Annotated in this window: 4 protein-coding genes; 3 read left to right on the top strand and 1 reads right to left on the bottom strand. The window is 70.9% G+C overall.

Annotated elements, in window-relative coordinates:
- Nucleotides 1-61 precede the first annotated feature (61 nt).
- Entirely contained in the window at nucleotides 62-1,357 is a 1,296-nt protein-coding gene (locus ACHQ4I_RS33320) for a cytochrome P450 (RefSeq protein WP_420775857.1), read from the top strand.
- 70 nt (nucleotides 1,358-1,427) lie between these two features.
- On the opposite strand, the gene ACHQ4I_RS33315 is transcribed toward ACHQ4I_RS33320, so the two are convergent.
- Nucleotides 1,428-17,345: a type I polyketide synthase gene (locus ACHQ4I_RS33315; RefSeq protein ID WP_420775856.1), complete on the bottom strand. Its 15,918-nt coding sequence runs from the start codon at nucleotides 17,343-17,345 to the stop codon at nucleotides 1,428-1,430.
- Nucleotides 17,346-17,568: 223 nt separating this feature from the next.
- On the opposite strand from ACHQ4I_RS33315, the gene ACHQ4I_RS33310 reads away from it, so the two are divergent.
- A complete protein-coding gene (locus tag ACHQ4I_RS33310) occupies nucleotides 17,569-18,564 on the top strand; it encodes an acetamidase/formamidase family protein (protein WP_420776075.1) in 996 nt (331 codons plus the stop codon).
- 158 nt (nucleotides 18,565-18,722) lie between these two features.
- Complete coding sequence (locus ACHQ4I_RS33305; protein WP_420775855.1) at nucleotides 18,723-20,291, top strand: ANL family adenylate-forming protein; 1,569 nt, start codon at nucleotides 18,723-18,725, stop codon at nucleotides 20,289-20,291.
- Nucleotides 20,292-20,330 lie beyond the last annotated feature (39 nt).

Raw genomic sequence — 20,330 nt, 5'->3', positions numbered from 1 at the left:
CCGGACCTACCGTGGCCGACGGATATCGCGTAATCGGGCTATACGAGAGAAGTGAGCTTTCATGAGCGTGAAGCAGTCGGAACGGACACGGTCCAACTTTCTTGCGTATCTCGAGGGGCTGCGCAAGGCCTTCATGAGCGTGAAGCAGTCCGAACGGACACTGCCCAACTTCCTTACTTATCTCGACGAGTTGCACGAACGCGGAGGCGTGCATTTCGACGAGAGGATCAAGGCGTGGCATGTGCTCGGGTACGACGACACCCTGCAGGTGCTGACCGACCCGGTGACCTTCTCCTCCGACGTCGCCCCCTCGCGGGCCCCCAAGCAGGAAGATCCCGAGCAGGAGGAGTTCGACCTGTTCAACAGGGGCAACTTCGTGCGGGCGGACGATCCGGTGCATCGGCGGCTGCGCGGTCTGGTCAGCCGGGCGTTCACCCCGAAGATGATCGCCGACCTGGAGTCGCGCATCGTCGAGATGACCACGCAGCTGTTCGAGCACGCGGATGCCGGCGGCAATCAGTGGGACTTCGTCGCGCAGCTGGCTTATCCGTTGCCGTTCATGGTCATCGCCGAGATGCTCGGCATCCCGGTCACCGATCGTGATTTCGTCCGGCGGCTGTCCGACACCTACTTCGAGGTGAGCTATGTCGATCCGGAGGAATCGCTGGATTCCCTGCGGGACAGCGCGATCGAGAGTGTCGGGCCGTTGTTGCGGGAGTTGAACACTCATCTGCTGGAGTTCGTCCGTGACCGTCGCGAGAACCCGCGCGAGGACCTGACCAGCAAGCTGCTGGCGGTCGAGGATGACGGTTCGCGGCTGGACGACGAGGAGACCGTCGGCTTCCTCGGCCTGCTGCTGCTCGCGGGGCACGTCACCGCGACCTGTGCCCTGGGCAATACGGTTCTCGCGTTGCACGAGAACCCCGAGGTCTGGACCGAACTGCGAGCCGATCCCACGCTGATTCCGGCTGCGATCGAGGAATCGATGCGTTTCCGCCCGCCGTTCCCCCGTTTGGGGCGGCAGGCGACGAAAGATGCCGTGATCGGCGGGCAGACGATTCCGGCGGGTTCGTTCGTGATGGCGTGGCTGACCACCGCGAACCGCGATGAGCGTGTCTTCACCAACCCGGACCGGTTCGATATCCACCGGGAGTCCAACCCCCACCTGACGTTCGGCAGGGGCATCCACTTCTGCCTGGCCGCGCCGCTGGCGCGGCTCATGGCGAGGATCACGATAGGCGTTCTGATGGAGCGCTACAGCGATATCCGGGTGCGCGACGACGTGGCGGTCAACCTGCGTAATCCCTGGGTGATGATCGGTGTCAACCGGCTGCCCGTCGAGGTCCGCCGGTTCTGAGCAGACCCGGGCACCGGCCCGGCGGTGGAGCAGCCGAAGTGCGCTGCCCCTCCGCCGGGCCGGTTTTCGTTCAGCTGCCGGAGCCGAGTGCCCGCTCGATCAGACTGTCGATATCCATGGCGTCGATGAGCTCGTCGTCGGCCGTCTGCGCTGACCCGGGGCCCTCGTCCGCCTCCCCGCCCGCCTCGGCGTCGGCTAGGCCGAGCAACGCCTCGAGGACGCCGGCCTGCTTGAACCGCTCGAACGGCACCGAGGCCAGGATCCGGCGCACGTCCTCCTCGCGGGCATCCACGTCGTCCTCGGCCCCGAGCAGTTCCGAGCGTAGGTATTCGACCACCGCCTGCGGCGTCGGATAGTCGAAAATCAGTGTGGCCGGCAGCCTCAGGCCGGTGGCGGTGATCAGACTGTTGCGGAAGTTGACTGCCGCCAGCGAGTCGAAACCGACATCCTGGAACGCCTGGGCCGGACCGATCCCGTCGGCACCACTGTGACCGAGGACCGTGGACGCCTGGCTGCGCACCAGCCGGAGCAGGATCCGCTCCTGCTCGGCCGCCCCGGCCGCGCGCAGCGAGGTGATCAGCGCTGACGCGCCCTCCGTGGACTCGGTGGACGGCTGTGCCGCGTCGATCGCCGCCTCGGCCTCCGGCAGATCGTCGAAGAGCGGGCTGGTGCGGGCCGAGGTGAACGGCACGATGAAGGCGCGCCAGTCCATGTCGGCGACGACCACCGATTCTGTGGCCGTCTGGATCGCCATGTCCAGTGCGGCCAGCGCCGTATCGGGTGCCATCGGGATGACTCCGCGCCGCCGGAGCTGGGCCAGAGTCTCCTCGTCCATTCCCGCCCCGGTCACGGTCAGCGCACCCCATGCGATCGCCTGCGCCGGGACGCCGTCTGCCCGCAGGCGCCGCACCAGCGCATCGAGGACCGCGTTCGCCGCGCCGGCGGCCGCCTGACCGCCACCGCCCCAGACACCGGCGATCGAGGAGAAGACGACGAACGCGTCGAGCGGAAGCTCGGCCGTCAGCTCGCTCAGCCAGAGCGCGGTGTCCACCTTGGCCTGGAAGACCGCGGCGACCTCCACGTCACCGGTCTGGTCGATCGGGCTGGTCAGCGACATGTCGGCGGCGTGGATGACTGCGGTCAACGGGCAGCCCGGGGCGTGGACGAGGTCGGCGAGCGCGTGCCGGTCGCCGTCCGCGCACGACTCGACGACGGTACCGTTGCCCAGCTTCGCCAGCTCCTCGCGCAGTGACTCGACCCGCTCGCCGGGCTCGGACCCGCTGGTCGTGACCACCAATCGGTCGGTTCCGGCCTGCGCCAGCCACAGCGAGACGTGCCGTCCGAGGCCCTCCGCACCACCGGTGACCAGGACCGTCCCCCGAGGCCGCCAACGCCGTTCACCCCCGGTCGCCGCCGGACCGGTGGCATGGCGCAGCCGCCGGACGTGGACGCCGGACCGTCGAATGGCCACTTGGTCCTCACCTGTGACCCCGGTCAGCACGCCGAGCAGGTGCCGGACGGCACGGCCGTCCAGTTCGGCGGGCAGATCGATCAAGCCACCCCAGCGGTCCAGGCGCTCGAGTGCGGCCGCCCGGCCCAGGCCCCACACCGCCGCCTGGGCGACGTGGGCCGCCCGCACGTCGGCGTCGCGGACACCGACGCTGACCGCGCCCTGGGTCAGGCACCACAGCGGCGCGGTGACACCGGCCGCGTCGAGCGCCTGGATCAGGGTCAGCGTGGAGGTGGTGAGCGCCACCGGGTCCGGCCGGTCGTTCTCGGTCGGGTCCGGGAGCGCGAGCAGGGACAGGACTCCGGCCACTCCGTCATCGGCCACGACTTCGCCGAGCCGACGGGCGAGTTCATCCCCGGACAGGCCGGTTTCTACCGCCCAGGGCACCACGGCGAGGCCGTTGGCCCGCAGTTGGTCGAGCACATCCGCGCGCGAGAGGTCCGCGGCTGCGGGGGTGATCACCAGCCAGCGACCGTCGGGCACCCCCAGGGCTTCGCGCCGGGGCGGGACCCAGCCGATCGTGTACCGCAGACTCGCCGAGGCCGACCAGCTTTCGCGTGCCTGCCGCCAGTCGGCGATGGCCGGCAGTACCGCGTCCAAGGCCTCGCGCTGATCGGCGGACAGCTCGAGCATGGCGGCCAGAGCCGCCGGGTCGGCGTCGTCGATCGCGTTCCAGAAGTCGGCATCCGGCGTGGTGCCGGTCGATCCGTCATGATCCGCAGCGGCTTCGGTCAGCCAGAAGTGCTGGTGGTCGAAGGCATAGGTGGGCAACTCGGCTGCGCACCGGGGCCGTTGCGGCGGCAATGTCGCGCCCCAGTCGAGTGGCACACCGCCGACGAAGAGCCGCGCGGCCGCGGCGAGGAAGGCTGCCGGACCGTCGGCGTCCCGCCGCAGCGTGCCGCAGACGATCGGTCGCCCGGCGCCGCCGGGCTGGGCGGGCGAGTCCGGATCGTCGATGACGTCGGTCATCGGCTGTACCAGGACCGGATGCGCGCTGACTTCCAGGAACACTCCGAAACCCTGGCTCAGCAGGCTCGCCGCGGCCGGGCCGAAACCGACCGGCCGCCGCAGGTTCTGATACCAGTAGTCCGCGCCGAGCGAATCGCCACTGTCGACCCAGCCACCGGTCACCGTCGAGTAGAACGGAATGCGCAGAGGTTGGGTGCCGATCCCGCGCAAGGCCGTCGCCAGGACGTCCTCGATGCGCTCGACGTGGCGGGTATGCGAGGCGTAGTCCACCGGCACCGTGCGGGTCGGTACGCCGGCCCGCTGGAAGGACTCCAGAGCCTCGGTCAGCGACTGCTCGTCACCGGCGATGACCACCGAGGACGGGCCGTTCACCACGGCCACCTCGAGCTTGCCGGACCAGGCGGCCAGGCGGTCGTTCGCCTCGCCCGCGCTGAGCATCACCGAGGCCATGCCGCCGCTGCCGGAAAGTAGGGTCGCGATCGCCTGGCTGCGCACCGCGACGACGCGGGCCGCATCGGCCAGCGACAAGGCACCGGCGACGCATGCCGCCGCGATCTCTCCCTGAGAATGGCCCACCACCGCGTCGGGCCGCACGCCCACCGAGGCCCAGAGCGCGGCCAGACCGACCATCATCGCGAAGCTCGCAGGCTGGACGACGTCCACGCGTTCGAGGGTCTGTTCGTCGACCTCGCCGCGCAGGACATCGGTCAGCGACCAGTCCACCCAGGGTTCGAGCGCCCGCGCGCACTCGTCGATCCGCGCTCGGAAGACCGCGGAACCGTCCAGCAACGTGCGCCCCATGCCCACCCATTGCGATCCCTGGCCGGGGAAGACGAGAACCAGTCGGCCGGGTGCTCCGGAGCCGACGACACTGCCCGTGGTCAGGTTGGGCGCCGCCGCGCCGCGGGCGAGCGCGTCGAGACCCGCCAGCGCCTCATCTCGCGATCCGGCCAGCACGACCGCTCGCTCCGGCAGCATCGCCCTGCCGCGCACGAGGGCGTCGGCTATTGCCGGCAGCGCCGGTTCGCCGGATTGAACGGGGCTGTCCACAATCGTCCGCAGCCGGGCGGCCTGCGCGCCGAGCGACCGGATGCTCTTGGCGGACACCACCAGCGGCACGACGTTCGTCGCGAGCCGCCGCGACGGTTCCGAATCCTCGGACAGGGCGGTCGCAGCCTCTTCCTCGGACGGGGCCTGCTCGAGGATCAGATGCGCGTTGGTTCCGCTGGCGCCGAACGCGGATACGCCGACTCGCCGGGGCCGGCTGGTCGACGGCCATTGCTGTGGCTCGGTCAGCAGCGCAAGGGTGCCGGCCGACCAGTCCACCTGTTCGGTCGGTTCCTCGACATTGATGGTCGGCGGCAGCACACCGTGCCGCAGCGCCTCGACCATCTTGATCACGCCGGCCACGCCGGCGGCCGCTTGGGTGTGCCCGATGTTGGATTTCAACGACCCGAGCCACAGCGGCTGCTGGGCATCCCGGGCTTTCCCGTACGTAGCGAGCAATGCCCCCGCCTCGATCGGGTCGCCGAGTACCGTGCCGGTTCCGTGGGCCTCCACCGCGTCCACGTCGGCCGGACCCAGGCCGGCCGCGGCGAGGGCCTGCCGGATCACCCGTTGCTGCGCCGCCCCGTTCGGCGCGGTCAACCCGTTGGACATACCGTCGGAGTTCACCGCCGACCCGCGCAGCGTGGCCAGCACGCGGTGGCCACGCTGCTGTGCCACCGAGAGCCGCTCCAGCAGCACCACGCCGACGCCCTCGGACCAGCCGGTGCCGTCCGCGGAGGACGAGAACGACTTGCACCGGCCGTCGGCGGAGAGCCCGCGCTGGGTGGAGAACTCGACGAACGCCTCTGGGCTGGACATCACCGTGGCCCCGCCGGCCAGCGCCATCGTGCACTCGCCGTGCCGGAGTGCGTGCGCGGCCTGATGGATCGCGACCAGAGAGGACGAGCACGCGGTGTCCAGGGTCACCGCGGGCCCCTCGAAGCCGAAGACGTACGCGATCCGGCCCGACGCAACACTCGCTGACGTGCCGGTCATGATGTATCCCCGGACATCCTCGGGAATCCGGTTCAGCCGTGTCGCGTAGTCGTGGTGCACGATGCCGGTGAACACACCGATCGCTTGGCCTCGGGCGGACAGCGGGTCGATACCGGCCCGCTCCATGGCCTCCCAGGATGCCTCCAGGAGCAGCCGTTGTTGCGGGTCCATGGCCAGCGCCTCGCGTGGGGATATCCCGAACAGCCCGGGGTCGAACTGGGCGGCGTCGTAGAGGAAGCCACCCGACCGGGTGTATGTGGTCCCGGGGTGCGCGGGATCCGGATGGTAGAGCCCGTCGATGTCCCAACCCCGGTCGGCGGGAAATCCGGAGATCGCGTCGCGTCCCTCGATGACCAGCCGCCACAGGTCGTCGGGGGTCTCCACGCCGCCGGGCAGTCGCACGCCCATGCCGATGATCGCGATGGGCTCGTCGGGGTCGGCCGGGGGCGCCGAAACCCGATCGGTCAGCTCGGCGACCTCGCCGCCCAGTAGGCGCGCCGCGAGGATCTTCGGCGTCGGATAGTCGAAGACCGCCGTCACGGGCAGGTCGACGCCAGTGAGGTCATACAGCCGGTTGCGTAGCCGTACTCCGCCCAGCGAATCGAAGCCCAGGCTGTTGAACGACTGGTCGTCCTCCATCGCGGCGAGATCGCCCCGCTGATAGCCCAGCACGACCGCCACCGACTCCCAGATCACCTCGAGTGCGATCCGCTCGCGTTCGCCGCGGGACCGGCCCGCCAACAGGGTGGCGACGCTCTCCTGAGCGTCCTCCTCGCCGTCGGCCGCCTTGTCGGTGACCGCGAGGACCGCGTCGCCGAGCGACTCCTGGTCGAGCCAGTACCGCCGGCTCTGGAACGCGTAGGTCGGCAACTCGGTGGCCAGGACGCTGGCGGTACCGGCCGGTCGGCCGACGACCGCGGGCCAATCCAGGGCCACGCCGCGGACGTGCAGTTCGCCTAGGGCCGCCACCACGTCGGCAACTTCCGCGCCGTCCGCGCGCAGCGTCGCAACGCAGGACGCCGCCGAGGAGTCCAAGCACTCCGAGGCCATCGTGGTGAGCACACCGCCCGGCCCGAGCTCCAGGAAGGTCGTCACGCCCTGATCGCGCAGCGAGGTCACCGCATCCCCGAACCGGACCGTGGCGCACACCTGGTCGACCCAGTAGTCGGCCGTTGCGAACTGCTGTCCGGCATCCAGTCGGCCGGTGACCGTCGACACGACGGGCACCCGGTTCGGCCGGTAGGTGAGCGACTCGGCGACCTCCCGGAACTCGGCGAGCATCGGTCGCATCAACGGCGAGTGGAAGGCATGACTCACCGGCAACCGGCGGGTCTTGTGGCCGAGCTCGGCGAGTGTGCTCGCCACCCAGAGCACGCCGACCTCATCTCCGGACAGCACCACCGACCGGGCGCTGTTGACCGCCGCGAGGTCGACGACGCCGGGCGCCTCCACCAGCAGCGGTATCACCTCGGCCTCCCTCGCCTGGACGGCGACCATGGCTCCGCTGGTCGGCAGCGCCTGCATCAGCCGGGCACGCGCGGCGACCAGCTTTCCCGCGTCGGCAAGGTCGAGTACCCCGCTGACGTGGGCGGCGGCGATCTCACCGACGGAGTGTCCGGCGAGCAGGTCCGGGTGCAGTCCCCACGACTCGTAGAGCCGATACAGCGCGGTTTCCAGGGCGAACAGACCAGCTTGGGTATAGATCGTCTGATCGATCAGCCTGTCGGCCTGCGCATCGGGGGCGGCGAAGACGACCTCGGGCAGCGGTGCCGTGGCATGACCGGCCCAGTGCTTCTCGACGGCTCGGCAGGCGTCGGTGAACGCCTCGGCGAAGACCGGGAAACCGGCCGCGAGGTCCCGGCCCATGCCGGGCCACTGACTTCCCTGCCCGGTGAACAGGACCGCCAGCTTGCCGTCGACCGGGGCACCACCGATGGCCGGAGCCGAACCCTCGGCCAGACTGCGCAGATCGCTGACCAACGTGTCACGATGCCGGACCACCAGGACCGCCCGCCGGTCGAGCTGCGCCCGGCCGGTGGCCAGCGCGAGGGCGAGGTCGGCGGGCTCGAGCTCCGGTCGCGATGCCACGAAGTCCGCCAGCCTGCCGGCCTGGGCCCGCAGCGCGACCGCTGTGTGACCGGAGACCGGAACCGGCACGCAGAACTCGTCCGAGGGCCGATCCAGGGCAGGGGCCGCGGTCATCTCGTCGGTGTCGTGCTCGGCGGTCTCCTCCAGGATGACGTGAGCATTGGTCCCGCCGATGCCGAACGACGACACCCCGACCCGGCGTGGCTGCCCGGCACGAGGCCAGTCGCGGCGCTCGGTGAGCAGCCGGACCGCGCCCGCCGCCCAGTCCACATGGGTCGACGGCCGGTCGACATGCAGTGTCCGGGGCAGGACGCCGTTGCGCATCGCCATCACCATCTTGATCACGCCCGCGACACCGGCCGCGGCCTGGGTGTGGCCGATATTCGACTTCACCGACCCGAGCCAGAGCGGCCGCTCGGCCGGTCGGCCGCGGCCGTAGGTCTCCAGCAGCGCCTGCGCCTCGATCGGGTCGCCGAGCGTGGTCCCGGTTCCGTGCCCTTCGACGGCGTCGACCTCATCGCCCCGCAGTCCGGCCGCGGCGAGCGCCTTGCGGATCACGCGCTGCTGCGACGGGCCGTTCGGTGCGGTGAGTCCATTGGAGGCGCCGTCGGAGTTCACCGCCGTCCCGCTGACCAGGGCCAGCACCTGGTGGCCCTGCGCACGGGCGCGCGAGAGCGGCTCGACCAGTAGGAACCCGACTCCCTCCGACCAGCCGGTACCGTCCGCCGCGTCGGCGAACGCCTTGCAGCGGCCGTCGGGGGCGAGCCCGCGCTGCCGCGAGAACTCGACGAAGGTCTCCACGCTGCTCATCACCATCACGCCGCCCGCCAGCGCCATCGAGCACTCGTTGTTCCGGATGGCCTGCACGGCCAGGTGCAGGGCCACCAGTGAGGAAGAGCAAGCGGTGTCCACGGTGATCGCGGGTCCCTCCAGGCCCAGGTGGTAGGCCACCCGTCCGGACAGGACACTGCCGGAGCCGCCGGTCAGGCGGAAGCCCTCCACGTCGGATGCGTGATGCGTGCGTAGGGTCCAGTCGTGGCTGTTGACCCCGACGAATACGCCGACGTCTCGGCCGGCCAGACTGCTCGGGTCGATGCCGGCCCGTTCGAGCAGCTCCCACGAGGTCTCCATGACCAGCCGCTGCTGCGGGTCCATCGCCAGCGCCTCATGCGGCGAGATGCCGAAGAAGGCGGCGTCGAACGCGCCGGGCTCGTCGAGGAAGCTGCCGTGGCGGACGTAGGTGGTGCCGAGGTGGTCCGGATCGGGATCGAACAGCCGGTCGGTGTCCCAGCCGCGGTCGGCGGGAAACTCGGTGACCGTGTCGGTCTCCGCGGTGAGCAGCCGCCACAGGTCCTCGGGGCTGCGCACGCCGCCGGGGAACCGGCAGGCCATCGCGACAATGGCGATCGGCTCCCCGGTCGCCGCCCTCGGCTCCCCGGTCGCCGGCCGAGCCTGCGTGTCGTCGAGGAGCTTGGCCTGCAGATGGGCCGCCAGGGACCGCGGCCGCGGATAGTCGAAGATCATCGCGGGGGACAGGGTCAGCCCGGTCGCGGTGGCGAGCCGATTGCGCAATTCGAGCGCGGTGAGCGAGTCGAAGCCCGAGTCCTTGAACGTCCGGTCGAGCCGGACCTCGTCCGTGCTCGCATGGCCGAGGACGAGGGAGCACTGCCGGCGGATCAGGTCGACCAGGGCGTCGAACTGCTCCGCCGCGGGTAGCGCGCTGATCCCGCCGGACGGGGCGGCCGGCACCGCTGGAGCCGGCCGCACGGTCGCACCGGCCCGGTTGACCGGCCGCCCGGCCGGTGCCAGGCCGCGCAGCACGAACGGCACCCGCGTTTCATCGACCGCCTGGAACGTGGCCGGGGCGAATCCGGCCGCGACCACGGCCGCGTCGACGTCGTCGCCGATCCGCAAGGACTGGTCGAACAACGCCATCCCGTCGCCGTCGGACAGGCCGATCATGCCGATGTCCCGGTTCCGCCGGTGGTCGGCGTGGCCGAGATGGCGGGTCAGGCCACTGGCTCGGTCCCAGTAACCCCACGCGATCGAGACCGCCGCCAGCCCGGTGCGCCGGCGGTCCCGCGCCACGGCGTCCAGTGCCGCGTTGGCCGCGGCGTAGTTTCCCTGTCCCGGGTTGCCGAGCACACCCGCGGCCGAGGAGTAGAGAACGAAGGCGGCGAGGTCGAGGTCACGGGTGAGGTCGTCCAGGTGGCGGGCCGCGTCCACCTTCGCACCGAACACGGCGTCGACGCGTTGTGGGTCGAGCTCGGTGATCACCGCGTCGTCCAATACCCCGGCGGTGTGCACGACCGCGGTCAGCGGGTGCCGCTCGGGGACGGTGGCCAGCAGCGCCGCCACCTGCTCGCGGTCCGCTACATCGGCGGCCACGAGCCGAACGGTCGCGCCGAGCCCGACCAGTTCGTCGTGCAGGGCCGCCGCTCCGTCGGCCGCAGGGCCGCGCCGACCGGCCAGGATCAGGTGACGGATGCCGTGCTCGGCGACGAGGTGCCGCGCGGTGACCGCCGCGAGCGTTCCGGTACCACCGGTGATCAGCACGGTGCCGTCGGGATCGAGCGGCCGGGTTGCGGGTGCAGGTGCGACCGGGTCCAGCCGCGCCAACCGGGGCACTTGCACCCGGCCGTCCCGGAGCCTGAGCTGCGGTTCACCGCTGTCCGCGGCCGCGAGGACGGAGGCGGTCGCCTGGGCCGCCCCGTCGGTGGCCACCAGCACCAGTCGGCCGGGGTGCTCCGACTGGGCGGAGCGGACGAGCCCCCAGACGGCGCTGGTGGCGATCCCGTCCTCGTCCGGCGTGACGATCACCAGCCGGGCGTTGTCCGCACCCTGGGCGAGAAACGCCTGGATCAGCTCGAGCACCTTGACGACCGCCGCGCGCGGGTCGCCGGCCGAGACGTCGGCCTCGTGGATCAGCAGTGTCGCCGCGGCGTCGGCGACATCGGCGGCATTGGTGACGTGCTGGGCGGCGCGGCCGGACGCAGGGGTGTCACGGGGCATCGGGTAGTCGACCCAATCCAGGTGGAAGAGGGTCGCGGTGGACGCGTGCTGCTCGGCGACCAGCTCGGCCACCGCCAGCACCGGCTGCCCGGCCGGATCGGCCAGCTCGACGCGGAAGGCCGGTCGGTCGCCGACGGGTGTGGACCGGACGCCGACAGTGTCGGCGCCGGAGGCCAGGAGCCGGACGCCTCGCCAGGTCTTCGGCCGCTGATCGGGGGACAGCACGGACCGGACTGCCGCGTCGAGCAGTGCCGGGTGGATGCCGTAGCGGTGCGCGTCCAGCCGCTCAGCGTCGTCGAGAGCGGCCTCGACCGCGGGGCCGCCGGCGGGCTCGGCGGCGGATCGGGCCGCCGGTGCCACGGTGCCGGTGGCGTGCGGCGTCCACTCCTCGGGGGCTCCCGCCGAAGCCGAATGGATCGTCAGCGATCGCCGGTGGGTAGTGTCCGGCGGCCCCACGACGATCCGTACGTTGCGGCCGCCGTGGCGTGGCAACGCGACGGCCCGGTCGATGGTCATCTCCTCGACGACCGGGGCGCCGACCAGGTCACCCGCCCACAGTGCCAGCTCGACGAGGGCCGCCTCGGGTACCTGGTCGCCGGCCGACCAGGGCAGAATCGACGCGGACCAGCGCCCGGTCGCGATCAGGCCGCCGGAATCGGGCAGCCGGACGAGCGCGCCGAGCAGGGGGTGCCCGGCGTCGTCCAGGCCCAGGCCGGACGCACCGGCGGCAACCACCGGACGTCGCCAGAATCGTCGCCGCTCGAACGGGTAGGTTGGCAGGTCGATCCATGCGGCCTGGTCGGCCGCCGGGAGCAGACTGCGCCAATCGACCGGGACGCCGCGGACGAACAGTTCGGCCATCGATCGAAGCAGACGGCCGATCCCTCCGTTGTCCCGGCGCAACGAACCGGCGACGACCGCTTCCACGCCTGCCTCGTGTATGGCCTCGGCGACCGGCTGTACGAGCACCGGGTGGGGGCTGACCTCGACGAATGTGCCGAAACCCTGCTCGAGCAGGCGGTCGATCGTCGGACCGAAACGGACCTGTTGCCGCAGGTTGCGGTACCAGTAGTCGCCGTCCAGCGCACCCTCGGCCCGATATGTGGTCACGGTCGAGTGGAGGGGCACTGTTGGCTCGGCGGGAGACAGACCGGCCAGCGCGACCGCCAAGCGCTCCCGGATGGCCTCGACCTGGTCGCTGTGCGATGCGTAGTCGACTTCCACCCGCCGGACCTCGACACCGGATTCGGCCAGTTCGCGCAACGCTTCGGTCAGCACCTCCGAGTCACCGGAGATGACCACCGAGGACGGGCCGTTCACCGCGGCGATCTGGACCCGGCCGTCCCATTTCGCCAGCCGCGCCGTCGCGTCGGAGGCGTCGAGGCGTACCGATGCCATGCCGCCTCGGCCGGACAAGGCCTCGGCGATCGTCTGGCTCCGGACCGCGACGACCCGCATGGCATCGCGCAGGGAGAGCGCCCCGGCGACGTATGCCGCGGCGATCTCGCCTTGCGAGTGGCCCACTACCGCATCGGGCCGGACCCCCGCCGACGTCCACAGCGCGGCCAATCCGGCCATCATCGCGAAGCTCGCCACCTGGATGACGTCGACGCGTTCCAGTAGTTCCTGATCGGCCTCGCCGCGCAGTACGTCGATCAGCGACCAGTCCGCCCATTCGGTCAGCAGCTGAGCGCACTCCTGGACGACCGCGGCGAACGCCGGGGAGGTATCCAGCAGCTCACGGCCCATTCCGGCCCACTGCGCGCCCTGCCCCGGAAAGATCAGCACGACGCCGGACGACGCGTCGGAGGTGGCGCTGCCACGCAGCACGAGGGGACCGGCCTCGTCCCCGGCCAGCGCGCGCAGGCCCGCCAGCGCCTCGTCCCGGGAACCGGCCAGCACGACGGCGCGCTCGTCCATGGTCTTTCGTCGAGCCGCCAGCGCCACGGCGACGTCGACCCACGACGACTCGTCGGCGGATTGGATGAGCGGGATGAGCCGGTCCGCCTGCCGGCGCAGCGCCCGTGCTCCGCGGGCCGACAGGATCAGCGGCATGATCGGCTGCGCCGGCGGTGCGGGCTGCGGGACGGCTGGACGCGGGGGTGCTTCCTCCAGGATCACGTGGGCGTTGGTTCCGCTCAGGCCGAAGCTGGAGACTCCCGCGCGACGCGGACGACCACGGTGCGGCCAGGGTCGGCTTTCCGTCAGCAGCGCGACCGCGCCGGCCGACCAGTCGACACGCGATGTGGGCTCGTCCACGTTGAGTGTCGACGGCAGGACACCGTGGCGAAGCGCCTCGACCATTTTGATCACGCCGGCGACACCGGCCGCGGCCTGCGTATGGCCGACATTCGATTTGAGCGAGCCCAGCCACAGCAGCTGGTCGGCGTCCCGGTCCCGGCCGTAGGTGGCCAGCAATGCCTCGGCCTCGATCGGGTCGCCCAGCACGGTCCCGGTGCCGTGCCCCTCCACCGTGTCGACATCCGCCGGACTCAGGCCCGCCGATGCCAGTGCCTGCCGGATGACCCGTTGCTGCGCGGCGCCATTCGGTGCGGTGAGGCCGTTCGACGCGCCGTCGGAGTTCACCGCGGAACCGCGCAGCACGGCCAGGATCCGGTGCCCGTTGCGGCGCGCGTCGCCGAGCCGTTCCAGGACCAGCATCCCGGCGCCTTCCGCCCATGCGGTGCCGTCGGCGGCCGAGGCATAGGACTTGCACCGGCCGTCCGCGGCCAATGCCCGCTGCCGGGAGAACTCGACGAAGGACTGGGGGGTGGCCATCACCGTCGCACCACCGGCCAATGCCAGCGAGCACTCGCCCCGCCGCAGTGCGTGGGCGGCCAGATGCAAGGCGACCAGTGAGGATGAGCACGCCGTGTCCACGGTGATCGCCGGTCCCCGCAAGCCGAGCAGATAGGAGATCCGGCCCGACGCGACGCTGCCCGCGGTTCCGGTCGTCTGAAAGGCTTCGAGCTCCTCGGGCACCGGTCCGCCGGTGCCGTAGCCCTGCTCCATCAGGCCGACGAAGACCCCGGTGTCGGTGCCCTGCAACGACGCCGCGTCGATTCCCGCGTGCTCCAACCCCTCCCACGCGACCTCCAACAGCACCCGCTGCTGCGGGTCCATGGCAAGCGCCTCGCGCGGGGAGATGCCGAAGAAGTCGGCGTCGAACTCCGCCGCGCCGTCGAGGAATCCGCCGCGGTCGACATACGAGGTCCCGGCGCGGCCCGGGTCGGCATCGAACAGTTCCGCCAGGTCCCAGCCGCGGTCGGTCGGAAACGGCCCGGACGCCTCCCGGCCCTCGCTGACCAGACGCCACAGCTCGTCCGGTCCGGTGATACCACCCGGCAACCGGCAGGACATCCCAACGATAACCACCGGCTCGTCGATCCCGGACCCAGTGCCGACGGCGGGGCCGGTGGCCGTGTGACCGACCAGTTCGGCGTGCAGGTACTCGGCCAGCGCGCGCGGCGTCGGATGGTCGAACGCCACTCCGGTCGGCAGCTTCAGACCGGTCCTGGCCATCAGTCGCGTACGCAGTTCGACGATCTCGGCCGAGGTGTACCCGAGATCCCGGAACGTCCGGTCCGCCGGGACGCCGACCGCACCGGGCCGGGGCCGGGTCGCCGCGGTCTCGCCTCGGACCATGGCTTGCAGCAGCGCGTGTTGCGCGTGCCGGTCCAGGAGTGCCAGTTCTTCTCGGAGCGCGGACCCCGTGTCGTCGAGTCCGTCCTGGGCGAGCGGCTGCCCGACGGCGTCGGGCAGCAGAACGGGCACGCCGACCCCCGGCTCCCGCCGGCGCGCACCCAGGGCGAACAGCGGCGCGGGATCCGAGGTGGCGAGGAGCGTGCCGAGTGCGAACAACCCGTCTCGCATCCAGGGCGAACCCGGAGTGTCCGGTTCGCACCAGGTCAGCAGTGAGCCGGCCAGACCGCGCCGACGGCGATCGTGGACCACGGCTTCCACCATGGCCGCCGCGACCGCCCGGCCGGGGTCCGCCCCGGTGACGTCGTGCGGGTCGGCGATCGCGATGAACGGGGTCCGATCGGAGTCCGCAACGATGCTCAGCCTTCGGGCCAGTTCCGGGTCGCCGTCGGCGAGGATCACCGCGGCGACGGGGCCCGCCGCGATCGCTGACTCCCACGCGGTGTCCCCGTCGCCGATCAGCAGCAGTTGCTCGTTCGGGTGGACGGCGGCCAGGTGGCGTGCCACCGCGGCACCGCGCGCGGTGTCCGCACCGGTCAGCACGACGATGCCGTCGGCGCCCGACCACGAATCCCGCATCGAACGGTCCGGGACGGCCTGGCGGGTCAGCCGGGCCACCAAGAGTTCGCCGGAACGCACCGCCCAGCGCGGTTCGTCACGCAGGATCGCGTATGGCACGGCGTCGATCGGTGATTCACCGTCCACGTCGACCAGGATTGCGCGGCTCCCCAGAACTCGGGCCGTCGCGGCCGCCAGCATGGCCTGAGCGGGATCGGTCGGCTCGTCCCGGTCCGACACCGCCACCGCGCGCCGGGTCAGCAGGACCAGGTGCCCCGATTCGACTCGAGCGGCCCACGCGGTCACCTCGTCGACCAGCTCCCGGGTCCGGGCGCAGTGTTCCGCCCAGGTGCCGGACGTATCGGGCGCGAGCAGCACCGTCATCTCGGCGGCGTCGGCCGTGGCCAGATCGGCGTAACAGGAGGACCGACCCGCGACGGCGGCAAGGTCCGAGCCCACGAACACGCAGGTCGTCGGCGCGGGGCGGGCGGTGCCGGGTGACGGCGCGGGCACCCATTCCATGCGCATGACTCCGTCATGCCATCCGCTGGCCGTGTACCGCAGCACGGCGGGCTGATCGGCCAGTCGGCGGCGCTGGATCTTCCCCGATGCGGTCCGCGCAACGCTGACAACCTCGTAGATCTCTGTGGGCACCTTGAACGTGGACAGCTCCCGGCGGCACCGTTCGATCACGGCACCGATCTCGACGCCCGCGGGGTCCGCGACCACGTAGGCGACGGGCACTTCACCCAGCACCTCGTGCGGCAGGGCGGCCACGCCGACGTCGGCGATCCCCGCAGCGCCGCGAAGAACCGCCTCGATCTCCTCCGGATGGACGTTCTCCCCGCCCCTGATGATCAGATCGCTGATCCGGCCGCAGAGGGTGAAGTACCCGGCGGCGTCCCGGCGAGCGAGGTCACCCGTGCGATACCAGCCGTCCCGGAACGCCGCCGCGGTCGCCTCCGGTTTGTTGTGGTAGCCCGACGTCACGTTCGGGCCGCGCACCCACACCTCGCCCTCGACGTCGACCGGCATGTCACGGCCGGTCTCCGGGTCGACGATACGGACGTCGACGCCGGGCACCGGAAGCCCGCACGACCCGTCGACGCGGACGCCGTCCGGTGGGTTCATGGTGATCGCCCCGCACGTCTCGGTACTGCCGTACGCGTCGACCAGCGGCACCCCGAAAACCTCGCGGAACGACCGGCACAGCTCGGGACCGGTGACCGCGCCCCCGACCAGCCCGATCCGCAGATCCGGCAGGGCGATTCGGCGCTGCCCGCGCGCCTGCAGCAGATAGTGGTAGGTGGTCGGCGCACCCGCCACGAAGGTGGCCCGGGTTTCCCGGGCGGCCGCCAGGAACTCCTCCCCGGATGGGCTGTCCATGATCCGGGCGGTCGCGCCGACCACAGTCACCGCCAGCACGCACGCGATATGGGAAAGGCTGTGGAACAAGGGCAGCGGCCACAGCACGCGATCGTCGGCCGACAGCCCCGGGATCGGTACATAGCTCGCTGCCACCGAGTACAAGCAGTTGCGCTGAGTGGACAGCACTCCCTTCGGCTGTCCGGTGGTCCCAGAGGTATAGAACATCCACGCCACCTCGTCCAGGCCGAGATCGTCCCGGGCGGGTTGTGTTGGCTCGGTCCGGATGAGCTCCTGGTAGGCGTGGACCGACGGGTGCGCGGGTGCGTCGCCGGTCACGAGCATCGAGGCGTCGGGGGCCAGGGACGGCGAGCGCAGGAAGCCCGCGACGTGCACGGGGTCGGTGATGACGACGGCCGCGCGGCTGTCGGCCAGGAGATAGTCCAGTTCGGAGTCGGTGGACGCGGGGTTGACCGGCACCCCGACCGCGCCGGCGCGAACGATGGCGAGGTAGCTCTCGAGCATCTCCACGCTGTTGCGCAGGCAGATCATCACGCGGTCGCCGCGCCGCACGCCGAGGCCCGCCAGGTGCCCCGCCAGCCGCCGGGTCCGCGCCTCCAGATCGCCGTAGGTGACCGCCCGCTTGTCGTCCTCGAAGGCGACCTTTTCAGCGAAGCTGCCCGCGTGCTCCCGCAACACCAGGGGGAGGGCTCTGATCAGTTCGGCACGCACGGGTCCCACGTCCTCTCGTAGAGCGGACCCGGTCCGGCACCAGATGGGCGTAACCCTTCGGCCCGCGTTAGGAGAGTAGAAGCGGCCGAGCTGACCGGGGCATCCCTCAGCCTGGTAGACGCCACGCAGAGCGGATCCTTCCAAGGGATCCGCGCCCTTCAGTCAGGTTGACAGTCTTGCTCGTGATGCCCGCACTTGCCTGGCCGGCCTGTCTAGCGTGAGAGCCGTGACGATGCATACGGTTCGGTCCACATTGGCCACTGTCCGGCCGGGAGTTCTCGATTCCGCAGCGGCGCCGGCCGCCAAGATCGAGCCCGGTGACGAGGTTCTCTACCCGGACACCTGGACGAACTGGCAGAACCAGCTGCGGTACGGCATGTCCTCGGCGGACCGTGCGCGGCTGCGCAAGGAATATCCGGGCTGCCCGTTCCAGATCATCGGCCCGGTCGAGGTGACCGGTGCCGAACCGGGCGACATCGTCGAGTGTCGGCTGATGGAACTGCGGCTGGCCGACTGGGGCGGCAACGCCTTCCCCACCAGGGCCGGCGCGCTGCCGTACGACTTCGACGAGCCCTACTTCCACGACTTCCGGTTCGACCCGACCCGCACCCGAGCCGACTACGTTCATGGGATCTCGCTGCCGCTCGACCCGTTCGCCGGCATCATCGCGGTCGAACCGCCGGGCGACGAACAGGTGAGCGCGCTCATCGGCGGCGACCACGGCGGCAACCTGGCGCTTCCCGAACTCACGGTGGGTTCCTCGCTGTTCCTTCCCGTGGCCAAGCCGGGGGCCCGGATCTGGATCGGCGACATACACGCGCTGCAGGGCGACGGTCTGGTCGACCAGACCGCCCTGAAATCCACGGCCGAACGGCTGCGGATGCGGTACGACCTCCACAAGAACGTCGGCCTGACCCAGCCCCTGGCCGAGACCGACACACACTGGATCGGCATCGGACTGGCCGACAACCTGGAGACCGCGCTGGTCGACTGCCTGCGCGGAATGATCAGCTGGTTCAGCGCGGCATCCGGCGTCACCCGCGCCGAGGCCCACGCATTGTGCAGCATGGCGGCGAGCTTCCGGATCACCCAGTACGCGGACCAGAGCGAGATCCACCACGTCGACGTCCCCCTGCCGCCCAAGGGCGTGCACTGCCTGTTGCGCAAAGACGTCTTCCCGGCCGAATTGCGCGCCCGGGTCGACCGTTGGCTGCGGCCCTCGGCCTGACCAATTTCGGCCTTCCCGGGAAATGCCGGCAGGTAATTCGCGGCGAGCATGTGCCGTCAATGTGAGGGATGGGAGCACCGGTACCCGCCGGTTAACCTGCGCTTATCCCCGTTCGGCCACTGGTCGTCGCATTTCCTGGAAAGAAAGGAAACCGGGTTATGAGTACTACGCATGTGCATTATGTTCAGCAATTGTTGACCCATTTCGATGCGGATCCCGACCGTGCCGCGGTGGTCAGCGATGGTGTGGTCCTGACGGCGGGGGAGCTGGCCGGTGCGACCCGCCGGGCCGCGGCCGCGATGGGCCGCAGCGGCATCGACCGCGGAGACGTCGTCGGCATTCTGACCGAGCCCAACACCGCCGGCACGCTGATTCTGCGATGGGCGGCCAACCTGGTGGGCGCGACGGCCGCGCATGTGCGCGGGATGAACGCGGTCGTGCCCGACGATGAGTTGCGGGTTGAGCTGCAGCGCGCCGTCGTCGCGGATGTCGGTGCACGAATGCTGGCGGTCGACCCGGCCAACGAGGGGCGGGCGCGGGAGCTGTTGGGAAATGCGAGTAATCGGCCGATGCTCGCCGTGCTGGGCGCCGGGCAGCCGGACACCGTGGATCTGACCGCCGGTTCCGGTGACGGCGTGGGTCCGTGTGCGGACATCGCCGACGGCGACCTCGCGGTCATCACTCAGACCAGCGGGTCGAGTGGCCTGTCGAAGGGTGTCTGCTGGCCCTTCGGGGTCAAGAACGAGATGGCCACATCGGCCGTCGGCCGCAGCGGCCCGATGAACCTCCTGATCACCGCGCCGCTCACCCATTCCAGCGGATTCGGTGCGGACGACACGCTCGTCAGCGGTGGCATGGTCGTGCTGCACACCGGCTTCGACGCGGGAGCGGTGTTGCGGGCGGTCGCCCATTACCGGATCGGCCGACTCATTCTCGGCACGCCGCAGGTGTACGCGCTCGCCGAGCATCCGGACCGGCCCGACACCGACCTGTCCACCCTGACCGAGCTGATCTACACCGGCAGCCCCGCGGCACCGCTGCGGCTGCGCGAGGCCCGGGAGATCTTCGGTCCGGTGTTGATCCAGGTATACGGCACGACCGAGACCGGGGTACTGACCATGCTCTTGCCGCACGACCACGACGAGCTGAACTCCTGCGGCACCGTCGGACGCCCGCTCGACCCCGAAGCGTTGAGCATCCGGCACCCCGAATCCGGCGTGGCGCTGCCTACCGGCGAGGTGGGTGAGGTGTGCGCGATACCGCGCTGGCCGATCGCCGGTTACTGGCACGAGCCCGAGGCGACCGCGGCATTGGTGCGTGCGGGTTGGGTACGCACCGGCGACCTGGGATACCTCGACACCGACGGCTATCTGCATCTGGCCGGCCGGCTCGCGGACATGATGAAGGTCAAGGGAATCCGCATCCATCCCGAGGCGGTGGAGAAGGTACTCAGCCAGGCCCCGGGTGTGTCCCAGGCCGCGGTCTGCGGGGTCGAGGACGCCGACCGGGTGGAGCACATCTACGCCGCCGTCGTGCCCAAACCGGGCACGATCGTGGACCCGCAGCAGTTGCGCCGCCATATCGCCGAGGCACTGTCGGACAACCACGTCCCCACCATGATCGATATTCGCCACGAACTGCCGGTGACCGGCCCGGGCAAGCCCGATCGGGTCCAGCTGCGGGCCGATGTCCGTGCGGCGTCGGCCCGGCCCGTTTCCCAGGTCTAGGGGGACCAGATGGATCTCCGTCAGGCGCAGCCCAGGAAG

Origin of the sequence: Nocardia nepalensis, assembly GCF_048910785.1 — a bacterium.
Taxonomy (GTDB): domain Bacteria; phylum Actinomycetota; class Actinomycetes; order Mycobacteriales; family Mycobacteriaceae; genus Nocardia; species Nocardia nepalensis.
This window is presented reverse-complemented; position numbering and strand designations above follow the sequence as displayed.

Bases quoted from the DNA above. Each gene is read 5' to 3' on its own strand.
- ACHQ4I_RS33320 (WP_420775857.1), top strand. From the start codon at position 62: ATGAGCGTGAAGCAGTCGGAACGGACACGGTCCAACTTTCTTGCGTAT.
- ACHQ4I_RS33310 (WP_420776075.1), top strand. From the start codon at position 17,569: ATGCATACGGTTCGGTCCACATTGGCCACTGTCCGGCCGGGAGTTCTC.
- ACHQ4I_RS33305 (WP_420775855.1), top strand. From the start codon at position 18,723: ATGAGTACTACGCATGTGCATTATGTTCAGCAATTGTTGACCCATTTC.